This is a genomic window from Ensifer sp. Root31, from assembly GCF_001424825.1.
In the GTDB taxonomy this organism is placed as follows: Bacteria; Pseudomonadota; Alphaproteobacteria; order Rhizobiales; family Rhizobiaceae; genus Ensifer; species Ensifer canadensis.
Map to the genome: position 1 here is coordinate 251,596 of NZ_LMCO01000065.1, position 20,372 is coordinate 271,967.

General features: G+C 61.8%; 17 protein-coding genes. 12 read left to right on the forward strand and 5 right to left on the reverse strand.

Annotated features, from left to right (window positions below):
• Window positions 1-87: 87 nt before the first annotated feature.
• Window positions 88-987: a LysR family transcriptional regulator gene (locus tag ASD00_RS34105; protein WP_057211335.1), complete on the reverse strand. Its 900-nt coding sequence runs from the start codon at window positions 985-987 to the stop codon at window positions 88-90.
• A gap of 110 nt (window positions 988-1,097) precedes the next feature.
• On the opposite strand from ASD00_RS34105, the gene ASD00_RS34110 reads away from it, so the two are divergent.
• The 4 genes from ASD00_RS34110 (at window position 1,098) to ASD00_RS34125 (ending at window position 5,939) form a co-directional block, all read left to right on the forward strand.
• Entirely contained in the window at window positions 1,098-1,808 is a 711-nt protein-coding gene (locus tag ASD00_RS34110) for an SDR family oxidoreductase (protein ID WP_057211337.1), read from the forward strand.
• Window positions 1,809-2,247: 439 nt separating this feature from the next.
• A complete protein-coding gene (locus ASD00_RS34115) occupies window positions 2,248-3,285 on the forward strand; it encodes a 2-oxoglutarate and iron-dependent oxygenase domain-containing protein (RefSeq protein WP_057211339.1) in 1,038 nt (345 codons plus the stop codon).
• Between the two features lie 42 nt (window positions 3,286-3,327).
• Window positions 3,328-4,689, forward strand: a complete 1,362-nt coding sequence (locus tag ASD00_RS34120; protein WP_081788924.1) for an O-acetylhomoserine aminocarboxypropyltransferase/cysteine synthase family protein — start codon at window positions 3,328-3,330, stop codon at window positions 4,687-4,689.
• 221 nt (window positions 4,690-4,910) lie between these two features.
• The gene (locus ASD00_RS34125) at window positions 4,911-5,939 is read left to right on the forward strand and encodes an NADP-dependent oxidoreductase (protein WP_057211341.1); all 1,029 of its coding nucleotides are present in this window, start codon (window positions 4,911-4,913) and stop codon (window positions 5,937-5,939) included.
• Between the two features lie 226 nt (window positions 5,940-6,165).
• Here ASD00_RS34125 and ASD00_RS34130 read toward each other — a convergent pair whose 3' ends face one another.
• Window positions 6,166-7,935 carry a hypothetical protein gene (locus ASD00_RS34130; RefSeq protein ID WP_128090382.1) on the reverse strand — a complete coding sequence of 590 codons (1,770 nt, stop codon included), beginning with the start codon at window positions 7,933-7,935 and terminating at the stop codon, window positions 6,166-6,168.
• A gap of 223 nt (window positions 7,936-8,158) precedes the next feature.
• A complete protein-coding gene (locus ASD00_RS34135) occupies window positions 8,159-8,431 on the reverse strand; it encodes a hypothetical protein (RefSeq protein ID WP_057211345.1) in 273 nt (90 codons plus the stop codon).
• A 594-nt stretch (window positions 8,432-9,025) separates the two neighbouring features.
• Here ASD00_RS34135 and ASD00_RS34140 point away from each other — a divergent pair.
• The gene (locus tag ASD00_RS34140) at window positions 9,026-9,709 is read left to right on the forward strand and encodes a hypothetical protein (protein ID WP_057211346.1); all 684 of its coding nucleotides are present in this window, start codon (window positions 9,026-9,028) and stop codon (window positions 9,707-9,709) included.
• Window positions 9,710-9,770: 61 nt separating this feature from the next.
• Here the strand turns inward: ASD00_RS34140 and ASD00_RS34145 are convergent, their stop codons facing one another.
• Entirely contained in the window at window positions 9,771-10,733 is a 963-nt protein-coding gene (locus ASD00_RS34145) for an HAD family hydrolase (protein ID WP_057211405.1), read from the reverse strand.
• A 143-nt stretch (window positions 10,734-10,876) separates the two neighbouring features.
• Window positions 10,877-11,806 carry a formylglycine-generating enzyme family protein gene (locus ASD00_RS34150; RefSeq protein ID WP_057211348.1) on the reverse strand — a complete coding sequence of 310 codons (930 nt, stop codon included), beginning with the start codon at window positions 11,804-11,806 and terminating at the stop codon, window positions 10,877-10,879.
• Window positions 11,807-12,128: 322 nt separating this feature from the next.
• Here ASD00_RS34150 and ASD00_RS34155 point away from each other — a divergent pair, with 322 nt between their 5' ends.
• The 7 genes from ASD00_RS34155 to ASD00_RS34185 all read left to right on the forward strand — a co-directional run bounded on the left by ASD00_RS34155 (window position 12,129) and on the right by ASD00_RS34185 (window position 20,352).
• Complete coding sequence (locus tag ASD00_RS34155; RefSeq protein WP_057211349.1) at window positions 12,129-13,100, forward strand: MoxR family ATPase; 972 nt, start codon at window positions 12,129-12,131, stop codon at window positions 13,098-13,100.
• Between the two features lie 16 nt (window positions 13,101-13,116).
• Window positions 13,117-14,112 carry a DUF58 domain-containing protein gene (locus tag ASD00_RS34160; RefSeq protein WP_057211351.1) on the forward strand — a complete coding sequence of 332 codons (996 nt, stop codon included), beginning with the start codon at window positions 13,117-13,119 and terminating at the stop codon, window positions 14,110-14,112.
• Window positions 14,113-14,114: 2 nt separating this feature from the next.
• Window positions 14,115-14,642: a DUF4381 domain-containing protein gene (locus tag ASD00_RS34165; protein ID WP_057211353.1), complete on the forward strand. Its 528-nt coding sequence runs from the start codon at window positions 14,115-14,117 to the stop codon at window positions 14,640-14,642.
• On the forward strand, window positions 14,629-15,633 hold the full coding sequence (locus ASD00_RS34170) for a VWA domain-containing protein (RefSeq protein WP_057211354.1): 1,005 nt from the start codon (window positions 14,629-14,631) through the stop codon (window positions 15,631-15,633). Before ASD00_RS34165 ends, ASD00_RS34170 begins: the two co-directional genes overlap by 14 nt.
• A complete protein-coding gene (locus ASD00_RS34175; RefSeq protein WP_057211356.1) occupies window positions 15,630-17,201 on the forward strand; it encodes a VWA domain-containing protein in 1,572 nt (523 codons plus the stop codon). Before ASD00_RS34170 ends, ASD00_RS34175 begins: the two co-directional genes overlap by 4 nt.
• Window positions 17,198-18,562 carry a BatD family protein gene (locus ASD00_RS34180; RefSeq protein ID WP_063963376.1) on the forward strand — a complete coding sequence of 455 codons (1,365 nt, stop codon included), beginning with the start codon at window positions 17,198-17,200 and terminating at the stop codon, window positions 18,560-18,562. The genes ASD00_RS34175 and ASD00_RS34180 overlap by 4 nt, the downstream gene beginning before the upstream one ends.
• Before the next feature lie 242 nt (window positions 18,563-18,804).
• Complete coding sequence (locus ASD00_RS34185) at window positions 18,805-20,352, forward strand: arylsulfatase (protein WP_057211407.1); 1,548 nt, start codon at window positions 18,805-18,807, stop codon at window positions 20,350-20,352.
• The last annotated feature ends 20 nt before the right edge of the window (window positions 20,353-20,372 follow it).

Sequence of the window (20,372 nt, forward strand, 5' to 3'; positions counted from 1 at the left end):
GCCGAAACCTAGTCAATGATGCTCGGGTTAGAAAGACCGAATGGACCGGGCGACTTGCGTCGCGACCGCTTTATCCGCCACGCCGTTTCAGAAATCGCGAAAACAATCGACCAATGCGTCGACCGCGATGCGCAAGCGCGGGGTCGTGCCGAGCCGGTGCGGCCAGAGCGCGTAGACGGGAAGAGGTGTCGGCGCATAGGCTTCGAGGACGGGAGCCAGACGACCATCTGCGATCGCGTCGGCAACGATCCAGCCCGGCAATTGCACCAACCCGTGTCCACGGCAGGCGGCGTCCGCCATCAATGCGTGATCAGCGATGCTGAGGGTGCTGCGCACGTTGATGTGCCTCGTCTGCCCGGACTCAGTAAACCGCCAGCTCTCGGCTACAGGCCCTCGGGATTGTGTTACGCAGAGATGCGCAGCGAGCCCCGAGGGGCGCGACGGCGTCCCGTGCCTTGCCAGATAGTCCGGCGCGCCGCAAACCGTCAGGCGTTGCTGGCCGAGCTTCCTGACCATCAGGTCACCCCCACCAGCGAGCTCGCCGACGCGCACGCATAGATCGATATTCTCCTCGACCAGATCCACAAGCCGGTTGGTAAAGGCAATATCGAGTTCCAGCTTCGGATAGTCGACTGCCAACGCGATCAGACTAGGCGCGGCAATGCGCCGACCGAGCAGCTCCGGCAAGCTCACTTTGAGCCGGCCGGCCGGCTCCTCCATGCGCGAGGCGAGCGCCGCCTCGACGGCGGCCAGTTCCGCCGCGGCGCGTTCGCAACCCTCCAGGAACACCCTGCCCTCTTCGGTCAGCGCAAGGTGACGTGTGCTGCGCTGGAAGAGCCGCACGCCCAACCGCCCCTCGAGCCGCGAAACCGCCTTGCCCACCGTAGAGGTGGAAAGGCCGAGCCGCTCCGCAGCTTCTGAAAAGCTCGAGGACCGCGAGGCCTGCATGAAGGCCCTGACAGCACTGAGATGATCGCCGGGAAGCATGGCACACTCCAGAATTTAAATCGCAGGTACTGCGAGACGTGTTCTCATAAGCGATTTTCAATCGCGGATATAGTGCCACCCAGTCATTCACATCTCAGGGATCCGACAGAATGAGAAAGCAGAGAGTATCAATCATCGGCGGCAGTTCCGGTATCGGCCTGCGTGTTGCCGAGCGCGCCATCGACCTTGGCGCAGAGGTGGTCATTGGCGGGCGCGATCCGGAAAGGTTGCAGCGCGCAACGATCAAGCTCGGTCCGAAGAGCCGCGCCATCGTTGTCGACAATATCGATCAGGACTCCTTGCGCCGTTTCTTCGAACAATCCGGCCCGATCAATCATCTCTTCACACCCGGCGCATCCTATTCGCGCGGCCGAATCGACAAGGCGTCCGACGACGTCGCCGAAAGCTCCTTCCGATCGAAGTTCTGGGGCCAGTATTACGCGGTGAAGCACGCCCTGCCCTATCTCGACAAGAACGGGTCCGTCACCTTGATGGCGGGCGCCTATAGCGTCAGGCCGGCGGCAGAAGGTGCCGCCTATGGCGCCTGCAATGCCGCGATCGAAGGTCTCGGGCGGGCGCTCGCCGTCGAGTTGGCGCCGATCCGGGTGAACGTCATTTCACCAGGGACGATCGATAGCGACCTATGGCGCCGCCAGCCCGACGCCATCAGGGAGGCCTCGTTCTCGAGCTACGCCGAGGCCGCGCTGCTGAAACGGGTCGGCACCACCGACGAGGTGGCGCATACCGTCATCTACCTCATGGAGAATGGTTTCATGAACGGCTCGACGCTCTATCCCGACGGTGGCTTTGCGTTGCGTTGACGAAGCCGCTGGGAGCAGCCGCTGATTGGCTGCTCCCAGCACGCCAACACCATTCCCACAATGATGCGACTGAAGAGAACTGCCGCCCTCTCCACACTCCACCACGGCCGAGGTCGCATTTTTCGCTTGTCCACCGCGCCCGGCGCATGGCGATCGCAGTGATCAATGCCGGTCATGAGGCATCAATGCGACGGCCGGCGTTCCCCCAGCAATCCGGAGCAGAATAGAAATTCTCGCAAATGGGATTGTTGCCCAAATGCTTCTGCGCCTGCGGCTCCGTATTTAGTCTATATTTTCAATAGACAATATTGAATAACCGGCGCCGACAGGTAAGCTTCCCTCAGCATCTGCGGCCTGCCATTTCAGCGCCGTGTCGGCTTCACACAGGAGAGGACGGCATCGCCACCCGCCGCAGCCTAGAAAATGAAGGGAGCCACCATTGACTGACGCCAACTCATCCTTGCCCATTCTCGATCTGCAACGCTTTGCGGCGGACCATCCCGAGCGGGCGACGGCGCTTGAAGACTTGCGCAGCGTCGCCCGCTCGGTGGGCTTCTTCTACCTTGAGGGACACGGCATCCCGCAGGAACAGATCGATGGCGTCCTCGATCTCTCGCGCCGTTTCTTCGCACTGTCGGAACAGGACAAGCTGGCGATCGAAATGCGCAAGTCGCCGCACTTTCGCGGCTACAATCGCGCAGGTCTCGAATATACCCGCGGGACGCAGGATTGGCGCGAGCAGGTGGATTTCGGACCCGAGCGCGCGCCCCTCGCGATCCACGCAAACGATGCACCGTGGAAGCGCTTGGTCGGCCCCAACCAGTTTCCGGACGGCTTGCCCGAACTGAAGCCGGCGATCCTCGCCTGGATCGAGGCGGTGACCCGACTTGGCATCCGCCTGATCGAGGTTTTCGCCGAGGCGCTCGGACAGCGCGCCGACGTGTTCGAGCCGATCTATCGCGACGGCCCCAACCAGCTGTTGAAGATCATCCGCTATCCCGGCCGCGACAAGACCGAAAGCGACCAGGGCGTCGGCGCACACAAGGACGGCGGTTTCGTAACCATCCTGCTTCAGGATGAAGTCGGCGGCCTTCAGGTCGATGACGGCAAGGGTGGCTGGATCGATGCGCCGCCGAAGCGCGGCACCTTCGTCATCAATGTCGGTGAACTGCTGGAACTGGCATCGAACGGCTACCTGCTCGCCAATATCCACCGCGTCATCACGCCGCCCGCCGGCGGCGATCGCCGCTCGGTCGCCTTCTTCCTTGGCGCCAACCTCGCCTCGACCATCCCGGTGCTCGATCTGCCGCCCGAACTTGCGGCCGAGGTTCGCGGCGTGACGCAGGACCCGCTCAACCCGCTGTTCCACGAGGTCGGGCGCAACGTCCTGAAATCACGCCTCAGGTCGCACCCCGACGTCGCCGCTGCCCACCATGCCGATCTTGTCGAGCAGCTGAAGGCGCCGGTGCCGGCCTGATCCATCCCACTGCAACCACTCGAACGCTGAAGGAAGCAATCCATGACGATCCATCAAAAGCCTGAGGAGCCTGCAGTCGAAATCAAGGCTCCGAGCGGCCTGCGCGATACGTCGCGACCGCTTCAGCCCGAAACGCTGGCGCTTCATGGCGGCAGCTACCGTTTCGATCCGGTGAGCGGCGCCGTCGCCGTGCCGATCTACCAGACGACGTCCTATCAGCTGCCGGGCACCGATGGCGCAGACAAGCTGTTTGCGCTTGAGGCGGCCGGCCATCTCTACACCCGCGTGTCCAATCCGACGCAGGACGCATTCGAACAGCGCCTCGCCGAAATCGAGGGTGGTGCCGCCGCCCTCGCGCTTGGCTCCGGCCAGGCGGCGTCGGCCTTCGCCGTGCTCAATCTTGCTCGATCCGGCGACAATATCGTCAGCGCCGCCGGGCTCTACGGCGGGACCTGGGCGCTCTTTGCCTCAACGCTGAAGAGTTTCGGCATCGAGGTGCGTTTCGTCGATGCGTCCGATCCGGAGGCATTTGCGAAGGCGACCGACGAGAGGACACGGGCCTATTACGCGGAGTCGCTTCCCAATCCGAGCCTCGAAGTCTTCCCGATCGGCGAAGTCGCCGAGATCGGCCGTCGGTTCGGCATTCCGCTGATTATCGACAACACGGCGGCGCCCCTGACCATCCGCCCCTTCGATCACGGGGCCGCTATCGTCGTCTATTCCACCACGAAATATATCGGCGGACACGGCACCTCCATCGGCGGCGCCATCATCGATGGCGGCACTTTTCCGTGGCACGAACACGCAGAGCGCCATCCCAATCTGCACGAGCCGGATGCGAGCTATCAGGGCAAGACCTGGCTGGAAAAAGCCGCCGCCATCGACTTTCACCCCTATATCTTGCGTGCCCGCGCCGTTCTCCTGCGCGACCTCGGCGCTGCCATCAGCCCGCAGAATGTGTTCCAGTTCATTCAGGGGCTGGAAACCTTGCCGCTGCGCATCCGCCAGCACAGCGAAAACGCCATCAAGGTCGCGGATTTCCTCCGCGCGCACCCAAAAGTGGCGCGTGTGATCTTTCCGAAGTTTCAGGACGGCGACGCCAAGGCACGCGGCGAGAAATACCTGCGCAACGGCCACTATGGTGCACTGGTCGGTTTCGAGTTGAAGGAGGGACGCGAGGCCGGACGCCGCTTCATCGACGGACTACAATTGCTCTACCACGTCGCCAACATCGGTGACGCGCGGTCGCTGGCGATCCACCCGGCTACGACCACCCACTCGCAGCTCTCCGAGGTGGACCAGCTCAGAACCGGTGTCACCCCCGGCTATGTCAGACTGTCTGTTGGCATCGAGCATCCTGACGACATTATCGCCGACCTGAAGCAGGCGATCGACGCGGCGTAACCCGGCGAAATCAACAATGGGTTCAATGGCCCAACCGTCGGCAACGGTTGGGCCATTGTCATATTCGATTATCGGCCAAAGCTTCGAAAGTTCGGCACCGAGCCTAGGGCCAGAAGTCGCGGCTTGCCGTCTTGAGTGACGCCCGCGAAGGTAGCCAACCAGAAACATCTTACCCGCTACGCTGCCACAGAGCGCATGCGCCAGCGGCGAAAGGAAATGCCATGACCTCCGAAAACCCCCAGATCCTTCTTGCTTCCCGCCCGGACGGCAAGCCGACACAAGACAATTTCAGGATCGGTCATTCCGCCATCCCGGAACCTGCCGATGGCCAGGTCCTGCTGAAGATCGTCTACCTGTCGCTCGATCCCTATATGCGCGGTCGCATGAATGCCGGGAAATCCTATGCCAGGCCCGTCGAGATCGGCGATGTGATGGAGGGTGGGACGGTAGCCCGCGTCGTGCGCTCGCGTCACCCGGATTTCGCCGAGGGCGATTTCGTGCTTTCTCATTCCGGCTGGCAGGCTTACGCCGTTTCCGATGGCGCAGCCCTGCGCAAGCTCGACCCATCGGCGGCCCCGCTGTCAACCGCTCTCGGGGTCCTGGGCATGCCCGGCTTTACCGCCTTTTCCGGCCTGCTGACGATCGGCAAGCCGAAGCCGGGCGAAACAGTCGTGGTTGCGGCGGCAAGCGGCGCTGTGGGTTCGGTGGTCGGGCAGATCGCCCGCATCAAAGGCGCGCGAGCCGTCGGGATCGCAGGGGGTGCCGCAAAATGCGCTTTCGTTCGCGACGAACTCGGCTTTGACGCGGTGATCGATCACCACGCAGCCGATTTTCCCGAGCAACTGGCAGCCGCCTGCCCTGGCGGGATCGACGTCTATTTCGAGAATGTCGGCGGACATGTTTGGGATGCGGTATTTCCGCTGCTGAATGATTTCGCCCGCATTCCCGTCTGCGGATTGATCGCACAATACAACAGCCGCCCCGGCGAACAGACGGGCGGCGACCGCCTGCCCCTCGTCATGCGTGACGTCTTGAGCAAGAGCCTGCAAATTCGCGGCTTTATCCAAAGGGAATTTGTCGACCAGCGCCCCGACTTCTATCGGGAAATGGCCGGTTGGATTACATCGGGCCAGATCCGCTACCGGGAAGACATCGTCGACGGCCTCGATAATGCGCCGGCAGCCTTCATCGGGCTGCTGGAGGGCCACAACTTCGGCAAGCTCGTCATTCGCGTCGCCGACGAGAACTAACGCCTGGCGCGGCGGCCAGGCTTTGTCGCCGCCTACAGCGCCGCGCGTCTTTTCAGACGCGCAAAGGTCGCTGTAGCGCTTTGAATTGCTGCATGTTTTTGTCCATAAATCGGGTACGATTTAAGGAAACATGCAGTGGAGCATGTCGCGCAAAAGTGTGCCCCGGTTTTGCGTAGAAACAAGAACTTAAAGCGCAGCAAGCGAATCTGAAAGATCGCGACGCGCTTTAGGGATTTTCGGCCGGTCGGACACCGGCCTTGCCGAGGCCGTCTTCGATCATCGCTGCCAGTTCCGGCGCATAGCTCCTTGTCACCGGTTTCGCCAAAAGAGAAATATCCGCAGGTCCCGTCGGCGCGCGCACCTCGTCAAGAGCGCTGGCCGCCTCCTGCGTCAATCCGAGCTGGCCGGCGACGGCCAGCCGCAGCAGGTTGACGGCCAGGTCCGATGTGTTTGCAAGCTGGCGCACACGAAGCAGGGCCTCCTCGTAACGGCGCCCGCGATAGGCGTCGAGCGCCAGCGTCAGCGCTGCATCGTGATGCACATACTCCCCATTCGCCTCCGCCAGCCGCGCCAATCTTACACCTTCGGACCAGTGGCCGGAGATGTACTGCAACAGCCCCAACCTCGCCGGAATGGCCTCGTCCAGCGGATTGAGCGCGCTGGCGCGCTGCCCTGAAAGAAAGGCCGCCTCCGTATCCCCCGCCGCAAAGCGCGCCATCATCTGCGCCACATAGCTCTGGCTTGCCTGGGGGGCGAGCGCGACTGCCTTGTCTGCCAGCTTCAACGCCCTGTTGCCAGCGATCGGCGAAGTATCCGCTTCGCCCGTCACCACCAGGATCATTGCCAGGCTTGCCGATACATCCGCGTCGTTTGCATTGTAGGCAAGCGACCGCTCGAGGCAGGCAAGCGCGCTTGCGAGATTTTCGGGGTCGGTTCGTGCCAAAGCCATATCGGCCTGCAACACGCAGCCATAACCGAGGGATGGCGCACTGACCTGGCGTGCAGCCTCCAGGCTGGTGATGACGCCGTCTTCGCCCGCAAGTGCGCGCGCAAGTCTCACCAGAAGCGTTTGTTGAATCTGGTGGGCATCACCGCTCTCTAGTGGCAGCTTCGAGACACCGGAGCGCAAAGCCTCGCTACTCTGTGGGTCCACCACCTGCCAGGCGAGCTCGTGAGCATCGTTCGCCATGCTGTAGCTGATCGACAGTCTATATTCCTTGCTGCCGGCAAGGCGGACAGCCGGTCTGGGTGCAACCCAACCTGTCACCGATGCGACGTCGATGCCGGCAGGCTGCTCCTGCGCCAGCGTCCGTACCGACGAGAACTGCGACAGGGCATGCACCAGATAGTCGCCAATCTTCCTCTGCTCTTCGCCGTCTTTCACCCGTTGCGGCTGCACGTCGACAACGACGGTCGGCTTTTCGGACAGGATCGGTTTCCACGGGAAATGGTCGGCCATCGAAACGTAGAACGCTGCAGCCATCGCCAAAACCCCGGCGCTCGCAATGGCAACATTCGCCATGGAGATGCGGCGCCCGACGGCGACGGCCGAAGGCGATGGCGGCGGTGGCTCGGCGGCATCAGGCGCTATCGTCGGTGGAGCGAGGACGGCTTGTGACGGTTTTCCGTCAGCCCTGACGAAGAGCGGGACGTAGTTGCCCTTGGGGAGTTCGATGCGCAGGGCGGCTTCATCGCCAAGCGCCTCGTAATATTGTGCCAGGGCCGCTCGAAGCCGCGACGCCTCGACGCGCACGATCGGATCGGTCGCCGGGTCGAAGGAACTCGGCCGGGCGAAGACATCGATCGCGATTGTATAGGCCTTCACCGAGGCTGAACGACCGGCGAAGAACTCGTCAACCAGGTATCGCAAGAGCTTGCGGTGTCGCTCTGTCCCATGAAAGCGCGGGTCGCCCAACATACGGTCGAGTTCGGCTCGCGCCGGGCGCTCGGCAACTGGGCAGTAAGCCGCTCGGTCCGCGTCTTCTCTTGTGTTCATAGCGCGCCCCCATTTACCTACAACCCGAGAGAGAGTGCAAATGCGAGGTGAACTCTAGATCACAGAGCCGGGAGCGGAAAGAGAAATGTAGGGCAGTCACAAAACATTTTTCTAACAAATGCCGCAGCCCCAAAATGAAACGGCCAGTGAACTGGAAATCCAATAAGATTACAGGGGCTGAGTGATAGAAACCGAAAATTCCAGACCAACGAACAACTGATCACTATGGATTAGATTCACTGCTTGCACTGGAGAGGCAGATGGAAATCACTTCTTCTTCGATCTCTAGACAGATCAGCTCGTACTCCGCCACCATCGACGCATCCTGCGGATCACGCCGACGCTGTCGATCCAGCATGGAGGTTGCCTCGTCATATGCCTCGCAAAGGCTGGCGAGCGGCATGTTCTTGGCGCTCAGCAGTTGCAACTGGCCGCGCAACACCGGAAGCTTGAGCATCAGCTTCAAAAGTCCCCGTTGTTTGGCTTCGTTGGGCATTGTGCTCTATCCGCTTGAACGACGATCGATGCTTCATGCCACGCCTGCGCGCGAAAATAGCGTTCGCGCGCCTCAGTACAGATCCGGAATGCCACCGGTACTCTGATTGCCAGCGTCTCGTTGAGATATGCCTACCTGACGGGTGCAGCCTCGGGTCAGCTAAACGACCAACTTCTACCTATCCCTCTCCTGCCCCCGCAAAATCGCAGGAACCGTCCGTTTCCGGAAGTACGTAACAGTAACATTGCCGCCGCTGGCTTGACGGCGAAGCGATCCCGTCCCCGAAAACGCACCGATGACACCTCGTCGGATCCGGCATTGATAGCCAGGCCAGGGCACGTTAATCGCAACCGCCACTCCACAGGCCAACGACGTGCAGCTTACCGTAATCGCGACGGCTTGCTTGGCATGGGCATTGCGCTACAGTTGGCTTCCACGGGGTGACACAGCTGACATATTGCGCTTCTCCACAGCGGTTCATCGCCGATTGTAACTGTTACGTACTTCGATGCGGAATACTGCGATGCTTAGAATGCCCGCGATGACATTCGGCGACAGGCCGTATCGCGTGCTGAGTACAACGGAGAGATTTCCATGCGATCCTTGGACAAGACATCTCATTGCGGACGTTTGGTAGCGTTCCTTTCTGCAGGGATCGCCGCGACCGGCCTGACGCTGCTGAGCACCGAGCTTGCGGCAAGCGACGACAAATTGAGCGGCCTGCCCTCACTCGTCCTTGGTGGGCTGACGGCGACAGCGCAGACACTCCAGTTCGAGACGCCTTTCAACAATCTCATCAATGCCGGCTCGCTTGCGATCACGCTCGAGAAGACGACACTCGACGAGGTCAAGGCCACGTTCGGAGGCAATATCCGCAGCCGGACGGTGGAGGGCATAACGGTCGGCTGGCTGTGCTACGAGCTTGCGACCGGAGATCTGCCGCGGCGGATCTGGTTCGTCGCGAACGACAGATCTGACGCAGCCACGCCCGCCCAGAAACCGGTGACATTCATCTCCACCGAAGAAGTTGCCGACGAAGCCGATAAATGTGACACCCCAACCGTTGCGCTCGCGCCGCTGTTGCTGCCGGTTCCGACCTTGATGGACGGCACGGAAGCCCTGGAGGAACGCTTCGGCGCAGCTCCGAAGCAAGGCATGGTGCGTTACACCCACCAGCAACAGGGCGAACAGAACACGACGGTCATGCAAATGCTTGTCTATCGGCTGAAAGGCGGCCACATCGATGGCATCGCCTTCACGCAGCTTACATCGAAATAGCGGGTATAATTGACATCCCTCGCGGCCGTGCTGGCGGCGAGTGATGTCCCCGGCACACTGTCTATTTCTCGAACGCGTAGATCCTGTTCCAGTCGGCTTTCATGTCGATGAGAAGCCATTTCCGCTGCTCCGCCTCGTTCATCGCCTTGTCGAGCTTGCCGACATGCGACTGGCGGTCATAGGCCCATTCCCGCTCGTCGTCGGTGTGGTGCACGATCATCCCGAAGCTCGGCCCTGCGCCAGAGGTAACCCACCGCAGCATCTCGTAGTCGCCGTCGGAATTGCCGGCGACAAAGATCGGGCGGCGACCAATGAACTTGTTGATGCCGACCGGCTTGCCGGGGCCATCGTCGATGAAATCCACCTTCGGTTCGCGCATGAGCACCGGGGTGTCACCTTGAAGTTCATACTTGGTGGTTATGGTGCTGCCGACAACCTGTTCCGGCGGTATCCCGTACATCTGCTCGGTCATCGGCCGCATGAATTCGATGCCGCCGCCCGAAACGATATAGGTCTTGAAGCCGTTTTCCCGCAGATAATCCAATACCTCCCTCATCGGCAGGTAGGTAATCTCGTTATAGGGCCGGTCGAAACGCGGGTGTTTCGCGGTTGCGAACCAATCCTTGACGATCTTCGTGAATTCGTCCGTCGTCATCCCTGCATGTGTCGCCATCGCGAGCTCGACAAGACCTTTCTCGCCGGCCGCAGCCACGCCGGCAATGTCGCCCTTCAGCAGCGATGCGAACGGCTCCTTGTCCTTCCATTCCGGGTGATCCGGGGCCATAGCCTTGATGCGATCGTTGATGAACATGCCCTGGAAATACATCGGCTGCTCGGTCCAGAGCGTACCGTCGTTGTCAAACACGGCGATACGGTCCACTTCAGTGACATAATCAGGGCCGCCTTCGGTCGTCACCCGCGTCACGAAGTCGATGATTGCCGATTTCGCCTCACCGTCGTTCCAGGAAGGAAGGCCAGCCGGAGGTGCATCAGCGGCCACCACAAGCGCCGGCGCGGCCAGCATCAATGCGAATGATGCCGCAACTCCCATAAAGGTCCGCCACCAGCCCTTCCGATGCGTATCCACATCAATCGACGCGAACTCTCCTGCCCTCAAAATCATCGGGTGTCCTCCTCAACTGAAACAAGACTGTCGGTGTTAGACGTCTACGGCCGGCGAATGCAGCGAAAGCCGATATGGGTCGTTGCCGCATTTTCCTCATGCGCGTGACGGGCCGCGGGGCGGTAGCGACGGCAATAGTTCGGCGCGCAGAGATGCGATCCGCCCTTCACCACCCGCCGCGCGATCAGGATCTCCGGCTGCCGTGGGTCGTAGCTTGCCTCAGCGCCGCCGCCGCGCGGATTGGAGGGGATGCAGCAGCTTTTTTGCGCAGGCTCCGGGTGGTTGCTCGACCAGTAGTCGCTTGTCCATTCCCAGACATTGCCGATCATGTCGTAAAGGCCATAGCCGCTGGGCGGGAAGCTGGCGACCGGCGACGTGCGCTCGAAGCCGTCAGGGCGCAGGTTCTCGGTCGGGAAGGCACCGTGCCAGGTGTTGGCCATGAAGCGGCCCTCCGGAACAAGTTCGGCGCCCCACGCATATTCCGCGTCATTCAGGCCGCCCTTGGCGGCGAACTCCCACTCGGCTTCCGTCGGCAGATCCTTGCCGGCCCATTTCGCATAGGCCATGGCATCGACATAGGAAATCTGCACGGCGGGATGGTCGAGCTTGCCGCGAATGTTGCTCTGCCGGCCATATGGCCTTTTCCAGTCGGCACCGAACTTGAAGTTCCACCATTGCGAGGGGTCACGGCTGGTGACGCGCTTCGGCGGATCGAAAATCACCGACCCCGGCCGCATCATTTCCGGCAGTGCACCCGGGTATTCCTTCGGGTCAGGCGCCTTCTCGGCAACGGTGACGTAGCCGGTCGCCTCGACGAATGCACCAAACTGCCGGTTGGTGACAGGCGTGACGTCGATCCAGAATCCGTCGACCTTCACCGGGTGAGCCGGTTTCTCTTCGGGGTAATGATGGTCGGACCCCATCGTGAAGGTGCCGCCTTCGATCCAGATCGGCTCGCGCGCGCTGATCGCCATTGGCGTTTCGTCGAGGGTCGGCCTTGTGGATAGTGTTTGCATGCGGCTTCGATCTCCCGGGCGGATGTCGCGTCCATCCTGATAGCCCGAAGTCTAGACGCAAACTTTCCGACTCCAAAGTACGTAACTGTTACGACGGCGCACGAATCGAATTCGGGCCCGTTTGCCCCGCCCGTGGATTGATCGAGAACCACAATCGCCCGCTTCGTTACTGTTACGTTCTTTCCAACGGGCCGCATGTAACCTTAATCTCCCTCAGAGTTCACAAATGAGAGTTCACAAGGGTTGGCGCCGCCGGGCCGGCGGGAGGGGCTAAATCTCAATGGGTACACGTGACGACATCGAACAGCTCGGCAAGCGGATCGGCGAAGCCATCGTTGGTCAACAGGGCATGATCGAACGCCTGCTACTCGGTCTCCTGAGCAACGGCCATCTGCTGGTCGAAGGCCTGCCCGGGCTTGCCAAGACGCGGGCCATCAAGAGCATGGCGAAGAACCTCGACGCCGAGCTGTCACGCATCCAGTTCACACCGGACCTTTTGCCCTCCGACATCACCGGCTCGGAGGTCTATTTCACCGAAGGCGGCAAGGGCGAGTTCCGCTTTCAGCAAGGCCCGATCTTCGCCAATCTCATCCTTGCCGACGAAGTCAACCGCGCACCGGCGAAAGTGCAGTCCGCCCTGCTCGAGGCGATGGAGGAGCGGCAAGTGACTGTCGGTGGCGACAGTCACGAGCTTCCCGACCTCTTCATGGTGATGGCAACGCAAAACCCGATCGAGCAGGAAGGCACCTACCCCTTGCCTGAGGCGCAGCTCGATCGTTTCCTCATGCACATCCAGGTCGATTATCCCGACGCCAAATCGGAGGCCGAGATCATGCGGCTGGTGCGGTCGGAAGAAACGGCTGCCGCCTCGAAAGTGAAGTCCAACGAAAAGCTGGCTCAGGATGCGGTGTTTACGGCACGCAAGGAAATCTCGGCAGTGACCGTCTCGAGCGCGATCGAGGACTATATCGTAGCCCTGGTTATGGCGACACGTTACCCGGACAAGCTCGACAAGGACGTGGCCAAATGGATCCAGGTGGGCATCAGTCCGCGCGGCGTCATCGGTCTCGACAAGGTCTCGCGCGCCCATGCCTGGCTGAAGGGAAGAGACTTCGTGACGCCGGATGACGTGCAGGCGACTGTGCACGACGTCTTCCGCCACCGGCTCGTCCTCTCCTATGAAGCCCATGCGGGCGGCACGACGGCCAACCAGGTCATAGACCGGATCGTGCAGCAGGTCGCTGTCGCCTGAGAGATGGAGAGGCCCGATGGCAATATCCCTGTCCGCATTCGCCCGGTCGAAAGGCATTGCCCATCCTCCGAAGGTGGAGGCATCGGGCGCTTACACCTCCGTCGACGAACTGGTCGGCCTTGAGGCGACAGCCCGTGACCTGACCTTCCTGCGTAAGGCGCCGGTCCGGCGATTGCTGGCAGGACGCCATGAATCGCGCATGCGTGGTCGTGGGCTTTCCTTCGAGGAGCTTCGCGAATACCTGCCTGGCGACGATATCCGCACCATCGATTGGAGGGTGACGGCGCGGACCGGCAAACCGGTCGTGCGGGTTTATGACGAGGAGAAGGATCGGCCGGCGCTTGTGATCGTCGACCAGCGCATCAACATGTTCTTCGGCAGCCGTCGCGCCATGAAGTCGGTTGCCGCGGCGGAAGTGGCCGCCCTTTGCGCCTGGCGCATCACGGCGCTTGGCGATCGGGTCGGCGGCTTTGTATTCGGAGATGAGACCGTCGACGAGATCAGGCCCTATCGCAGCCGCGAGGCCGTCATTCGTTTTGCCGACGTCATCGTTCGCCACAACACCGTACTCACCGCGACCTCCAAAGTTGCAAGAGGCGACGAGCAACTGGACCTCGTGCTTTCGACCGTCGCCAACATCGCCAAGCATGACCATCTGATCATCGTCATCAGCGATTTCGACGGCCACGGCCTGGAAACGCGCGACATGCTGCTCAAGCTGTCTGCGCACAATGACGTGATCGCCATCCTGATCTACGACCCGTTCATGCTGGAATTGCCGCGCAAGGGCGACATCGTCGTCAGCGGCGGCGCGCAACAGGCAGAGCTTCAATTCGGTCATGCAAACGTCCGCGAGGCGATCGACAGCTTCGCGCGCAAGCGCGGCCGCGCGCTTCAGGCATGGCAGGAGGACCTGGGGCTGCCGATGCTGCCGATTTCCTCGGCGGAAGAGATTGCACCGCAATTGCGCACCATGCTCGGCCAGTTGGCCTGGCGTCAGCGGAGACGGTAGCGATGGAAGGGACCACGCCAGCGGTCGATCCCGGCCTCGCTGCAGCGCTCCGCGGCCTTGCCGATATCGCCTTGCCACCGCCCGTCTCGATGCTGCCGCAGACCTGGGCCTGGGCGGTACTCGCCGGACTTGTTCTGCTGGCAATCGCCTTCGCGCTCCGGCGCTGGTATCGCCACCGCGAGCTCAATCGTTACCGCCGCGAGGCGCTTGGCGAGCTTCGCCAGATAGAACAGCGCATTGGTGCTGCTCAAACACGTGGCGATGCGCTCGCTGCCCTGCCCGCCCTTCTCAAGCGCACGGCGCTTGCGGTCTGGCCACGCGAGACGATCGCCAATCTGAGCGGCAAGGGCTGGACCGGCTTCCTCGACGCCCATTCCGGTGGCCCTGTCTTTCCCACAACCGCGGCGCATTTCTTCGAAGAGGCTGAGTACCGCGGGCCGGTGGTTTTGGCATCTGTTCCCGAGGCCGAAGCGAAAGCCCATGTTGCGGCGGCACGATATTGGATCGAGGCGCACCATGTACGTCCTTGATCATTCCTGGCTGCTCGTCCTGCTGCCACTTCCGGCCGTCATCTGGTGGCTGCTTCCGGCCTATCGCGAGCAATCGGCGGCGGTCCGGATCCCATTTTTCAAGGACATCACCGCAGCGGCGGGCATCGGCGCGACCGAAGGATCGGTCGTGCCCAAGTCGAACTTTGGGCAGAAGCTGATTGCGCCGATCTGCTGGGGCCTGATCGTACTGGCACTGGCGCGGCCGCAATATATCGAGCCGCCGATCGAAAAGACCGAACCGCAACGCGATCTCATGCTGGCAATCGACCTGTCGCAATCGATGGACACGCGCGACTTTCACGATCCGGCCGGCAATCTGCAGGCCCGGGTCGATGCCGTGCACACGGTCGTCGCCGATTTTATCGACAAGCGCCCCGAAGACCGTCTCGGCCTCATCGCCTTTGGCGATGCCCCCTACCCGCTCGTGCCGTTCACGCTCGACCACAAGACGGTCAAGGCGATGCTGGCCGACAGCCTGCCGGGAATGGCGGGTCCACGCACCGCGATCGGCGATGCGATCGGCCTTGCGATCAAGATGTTCGACCAAAGCACGGCACCGGACAAGGTGCTGATCCTACTGACCGATGGCAACGACACCGCGAGCAAGATGCCGCCCGACAAGGCCGCCGGCATTGCCGCCGAAAAACACATCGTCATCCACACGGTCGGCATCGGCGATCCCAATGCGCAAGGGGAACAGAAGCTCGACACGTCAGTCCTGCAACAGATCGCGACGGCGACACATGGACGATATTTCTTCGGCCAGGACCAGGCCTCGCTGCAGAATATCTACGAGCTTCTCGATCAGTTGACGCCGGAAAACCAGAAGACCCTGTCCTGGCGGCCGCGCATCGAACTGTTCCACTATCCGCTGGGCGCGGCGTTGATCCTCGTCCTCGTCTATCACGCAATCATGTGGCTGCTGTCGGCCCGCGCAGACCGGCGTCGCGAAAGGGAGGCGGGAGCATGATCGCCGACTTCCATTTCCTCAGGCCGCTCTGGCTGCTGGCGCTGCTGGCGGCGCCCCTGCTTGTGATGTTGATCGGCCGTCGCACCGACGTGCGCTCACAATGGCAGGGCATGATCGCGCCACATCTTCTCGACCACCTGCTGATCGAGAAAGGCGGAAGGCGACGGCTGCAACCTGTTCACCTGACGGCCGTGCTGATCGCGATCGCCGCGATTGCGGCTGCCGGGCCGACATGGCAGCGTGAAAAGCCGCCCTTCGTCGAGGATACGGCGCCGCTGGCGATCGCGATCGACCTGACCGAAACGATGAACGCCACTGATGTCTCGCCGACGCGGCTCGAGCGAGCCAAGTTGAAGGTGCAGGATATCCTTTCTCTGCGAAAGGGCGCGCGTACTGCCCTATTTGCCTATGCCGGCACAGCACACATGGTGCTGCCGCTCACCGACGATGCAAACCTCATCAAGACCTATCTGGCCGCCCTCTCGCCGAGCATCATGCCGGTAACCGGCCGAGACACCGGCAGGGCGCTGCAGGTCGCCGAGGATGCGCTTTCCAGCGAGACCGTACCGGGCACGATCCTGTTCATGACCGATGGCGTCGAGCGCACGGCATTCGACGCCTTTGCGCGATACCAGGGCCGCAACGACCTGATGGTGCTCGGCATCGGCACCGCCGATGGCGGCCCGGTGAAGACGGCCGATGGCCAGTTCCTCACCGACGCGACGGGTGCGCGGGTCCGTGCCAAACTCGACGTCGATGCGCTGAAAGCATTGCAGGCGGCGTCGAAAGCGCAGGTCGCAACAGTCACGCCCGACGATAGCGACGTGCGCTGGATCATCAGGCGGATCCAGAGCAGCTTCGCGCAAAAGACCGCCGAAGGCCTGACGCGCTGGTACGATGCCGGCTGGTGGCTGACCATCCCGATCGCACTCCTTGCCGCGTTGTGGTTCCGCCGCGGCTGGACAGTCCGTTGGGCGGTCTATCTGATAGCCGTCGGCACGGTGCTGCCAGGGGTAAAGGCCGAGGCAGCCGATCGCAGCTTTGCCGATCTCTGGTTCACCCCGGACCAGCAGGGCCAGCGGGCCATCGATCGCGGCGATTTCCAGGGAGCGGCCGGCGATTTCCAGGACCCGGCCTGGCAGGGCGTCGCCCTCTTTCGTATCGGACGCTATCAGGATGCCATCGATGCCTTTGCGCAGGGCGATACGGCCGAAAGCTACTATAACCAGGGCAACGCCCTGATGCATCTCGACAAGGCTGAGGAGGCGATTGCCGCCTACCAGCAGGCGCTCAAACGCCGCCCAGACTGGCCCGAAGCCAGGCAGAACCTGGCAGTGGCCGAGAAACGCAAGGCAGACAAGCACAAGCAGGATCAGGATGCCCAGCAGGAGGCGGCCGGGCTCGATCCGGATCAGATCCAGTTCGACGACAAGGGCAAGAAGGGCAAGGAGGGCACGGTGGCGGGAGCGCCGCAAACCGCCGAGATGTGGATGCGTAATATCCAGGTTTCCCCGGCCGATCTGCTGGCAAGGAAGTTCGCGATCGAAGCGAAGGATGCGAAACCATGAAGCTTCGCATCTACGCGATTCTCCTGGGGATTTTCGCGCTCTGGCTGTCGCTGGCGAACGTCGCGCTGGCAGCCGATCCATTCGCCCGCGCCACGCTCGCCACCAAGGGAACGATCTACGCCGGACAGCAGGTTGAGGTCGACGTCGACGTTTTCGCGCCGAACTACTTTCTGTCGCCGCCACAGTTTCCGCTGTTCGACCTTCCCGGCACGATCGTGACGATGCCAGACGATCGCGGTCTGAACCTCAACGAGACAATCGATGGTGTCGATTTCTCCGGTATCCGCAAGACCTACGTCATCGCCCCGCAGGCGGCGGGAGACTACACTTTGCCGCCTGTCGATATCCCGTTCGGTTATGCGGCCGTTCCCGGCGAAACCACGCAAGGGCGGGTGAAATTGCCGACGCTGCGGCTGACAGTGACGGAGGTGCCCGGCGGCGCTGACGGCAAGGCCGGCGTCACCGCCGAGAAAGTGACGATCACGCAAGTCTTTGATCGTGATCCGGCAAGCCTGCGTGCCGGCGACGCTCTGGTTCGCACCGTTACCTTCGAAGCGGATGGACTGGCGGCGATGATGATCCCGGAGCCGTCCTTCGAAGCACCCGCGGGTGTCAAAGTCTATGTCCACGACCCCTTGCTCTCCGAGCATAGGTCGGATCGCGGCGTGTTCCTGGGCGGCGTCCGCAAGGACACGGCCACCTATGTCTTCGCGAAAGCCGGTACCTACACGATCCCCGCAATCAGCCTACAGTGGTTCAATCCGTCGCTCGGCAAGACGCAAACGGCCGAAGCGCCGTTGGCCAAGGTTTCGGTTGCGGCAGCACCTGCAGATGCGACCGCCCTTGCCCCGCCGCACCCGCCGCCTGAGAATGCGCCATTCGACTGGCAGTGGTGGGTCGGCGCAGGCCTGGTGGTGGTGGCACTGGCGCTCCTGATCCACTTTGCCGCCGTTATGGCCGGCCGTATCCAGGCATGGTTTGACGAAATACGGACGCGCAAGGCGCAGTCCGAGGCAACGGCTTTCCATCGCGTCGACGAGGGATGCCGCAGCGGCGACGCAGAGCGGTTCGAGGCGGCGATCGACGCATGGTCGCGCAAGACGGGGAATGTTCCAATGACCCAGTGGCTCGATCGCTTCGCCGACCCGGAGACAAGGGCCGCCTTCGCCAACCACCAGCAGTCGCTTTATCGAGACCAGCAGGACGCGGCGCAGAAGCCGAATCTCCTGCCGCTTAGAGCCGGCCTTGGCAAAGCCAGAAGCCGCTGGCTCGAGCAAATCTTCGACGACGAGCCGGTGCCGGCCAATGAACTCCCCGATCTCAATCCGGCGTTCGACGCCGATTTACCAACCAGTCGCTAGCGCTGCCGGACCGGGCGTTACGATCCTTCGTAACTGTTACGTACTTGCCCGTAACACCCGCTTCAACCCAAAGTTCAACGGTACATTCCGAGACTTTGCCTACCTGACTAAAAGCAATCCATCGTGCCTCGAGGAGACATGAGATGCCCATTGATATGAAGAATGCCATCGGACTGCTGGCTGCTTCAGCAGTTCGAAGGTCCATCAAGCCGAAAGCGCTTGCGCTTGCGGGCACCGTGCTGATGTCGACGCTATCGGCATCGGTAATGCCAGCAATGGCCCAGGATGCGGCCAAGCCCAATATCCTCGTCATCTTCGGCGACGATATCGGCCAGACCAACATCAGCGCCTATTCCATGGGTGTCATGGGCTACAAGACGCCCAATATCGACCGGCTTGCCTCTGAAGGCATGATGTTTACGGACTACTACGCCGAGAACAGCTGCACCGCCGGCCGCTCCACTTTCATCACCGGCCAGTCGGTGCTTCGTACCGGCATGTCGAAGGTCGGCGTTCCCGGAGCGCCCGTCGGCATCCAGGACCGAGACGTAACGATCGCCCAGGCGCTGAAGCCGCTCGGCTATGCGACGGGCCAGTTCGGCAAGAACCACCTGGGCGACCAGGATCGTTTCCTCCCGACAGCGCACGGTTTCGACGAATTCTTCGGCAACCTCTATCACCTCAATGCCGAGGAAGAGCCGGAGCGCCCCTACTGGCCGAAGGATCCCAATGATCCTTTCGTCAAGGCGGCCACGCCCCGCGGCGTGCTGCATTCGTTCGCCGACGGCAAGATTGAGGATACCGGCGCACTCAACACCAAGCGCATGGAAACGATCGACGACGAGACCACGGCAGCAGCCATCGGCTTCATAGAAAAGCAGGTCAAGGAAGGCAAGCCCTTCTTCACCTGGATGAACACGACGCGCATGCATCTGTTCACCCATATCCGGCCGGAATATAAGGGACAGAGCGGCATGCCGGGCAACGACTATGCCGACGGCATGATCGAGCACGACAACGATGTCGGCAAGCTGTTGAAGGCACTCGACGACCTGAAGATCGCCGAGAACACCATCGTCGTTTACGCCACCGACAACGGGCCCAATCAGTTCTCCTGGCCGGACGCGGCGACAACCCCGTTCCGCAGCGAGAAGGACACCAACTGGGAAGGCGCCTTCCGCGTGCCGGCGATGGTGCGCTGGCCGGGCAAGATCAAGCCCGGTGTTTCCAACGAGATGGTTTCCGGTCTCGACTGGTTCCCGACCTTGCTTGCCGCTGCCGGTGACAAGGACGTCAAGGACCGGCTGTTGACGGGCACCAAGCTCGGCGACAAGGACTTCAAGGTTCACCTCGACGGCTACAACCAGCTTCCCTACCTTCTAGGCGAGCAGCCGAAGGGCGCGCGCAACGAGTTCTTCTACTTCAACGACGACGCCAAGCTCGTGGCCATTCGCTGGGACAACTGGAAAGCGGTCTTCTGCGAAATGCGCAAGCCCGGTGGCTTCGACGTCTGGCAGGATCCGTTCACCTGCCTGCGTGTGCCGAAGATCTTCAACCTGCGCATGGACCCCTATGAGCGGGCCGACATCGTCTCCGACCAGTACGACGACTGGAGGACGAAGAACGTCTATCTTGCAGGGATAGCCACCATGAAGGCCGCAACCTTCCTGGAAACCTTCATCGAGTATCCGCCGAGCCAGAAGCCAGCGAGCTTCTCGGTCGACCAGGTCGAGGAAGGCGTGCATGCCAAGATCGACGAAATCATGAAAAAGGCCCCGGCCGCCCAATAAGCTGACGAAGGCGGCGCTCA

Excerpts from the sequence above, each read along its gene's own strand:
- ASD00_RS34105 (WP_057211335.1), bottom strand. The coding sequence starts at position 987 with ATGCTTCCCGGCGATCATCTCAGTGCTGTCAGGGCCTTCATGCAGGCC.
- ASD00_RS34110 (WP_057211337.1), top strand. The coding sequence starts at position 1,098 with ATGAGAAAGCAGAGAGTATCAATCATCGGCGGCAGTTCCGGTATCGGC.
- ASD00_RS34120 (WP_081788924.1), top strand. The coding sequence starts at position 3,328 with ATGACGATCCATCAAAAGCCTGAGGAGCCTGCAGTCGAAATCAAGGCT.
- ASD00_RS34125 (WP_057211341.1), top strand. The coding sequence starts at position 4,911 with ATGACCTCCGAAAACCCCCAGATCCTTCTTGCTTCCCGCCCGGACGGC.
- ASD00_RS34130 (WP_128090382.1), bottom strand. The coding sequence starts at position 7,935 with ATGAACACAAGAGAAGACGCGGACCGAGCGGCTTACTGCCCAGTTGCC.
- ASD00_RS34135 (WP_057211345.1), bottom strand. The coding sequence starts at position 8,431 with ATGCCCAACGAAGCCAAACAACGGGGACTTTTGAAGCTGATGCTCAAG.
- ASD00_RS34140 (WP_057211346.1), top strand. The coding sequence starts at position 9,026 with ATGCGATCCTTGGACAAGACATCTCATTGCGGACGTTTGGTAGCGTTC.
- ASD00_RS34145 (WP_057211405.1), bottom strand. The coding sequence starts at position 10,733 with ATGCTGGCCGCGCCGGCGCTTGTGGTGGCCGCTGATGCACCTCCGGCT.
- ASD00_RS34150 (WP_057211348.1), bottom strand. The coding sequence starts at position 11,806 with ATGGCGATCAGCGCGCGCGAGCCGATCTGGATCGAAGGCGGCACCTTC.
- ASD00_RS34155 (WP_057211349.1), top strand. The coding sequence starts at position 12,129 with ATGGGTACACGTGACGACATCGAACAGCTCGGCAAGCGGATCGGCGAA.
- ASD00_RS34160 (WP_057211351.1), top strand. The coding sequence starts at position 13,117 with ATGGCAATATCCCTGTCCGCATTCGCCCGGTCGAAAGGCATTGCCCAT.
- ASD00_RS34165 (WP_057211353.1), top strand. The coding sequence starts at position 14,115 with ATGGAAGGGACCACGCCAGCGGTCGATCCCGGCCTCGCTGCAGCGCTC.
- ASD00_RS34170 (WP_057211354.1), top strand. The coding sequence starts at position 14,629 with ATGTACGTCCTTGATCATTCCTGGCTGCTCGTCCTGCTGCCACTTCCG.
- ASD00_RS34175 (WP_057211356.1), top strand. The coding sequence starts at position 15,630 with ATGATCGCCGACTTCCATTTCCTCAGGCCGCTCTGGCTGCTGGCGCTG.
- ASD00_RS34180 (WP_063963376.1), top strand. The coding sequence starts at position 17,198 with ATGAAGCTTCGCATCTACGCGATTCTCCTGGGGATTTTCGCGCTCTGG.
- ASD00_RS34185 (WP_057211407.1), top strand. The coding sequence starts at position 18,805 with ATGTCGACGCTATCGGCATCGGTAATGCCAGCAATGGCCCAGGATGCG.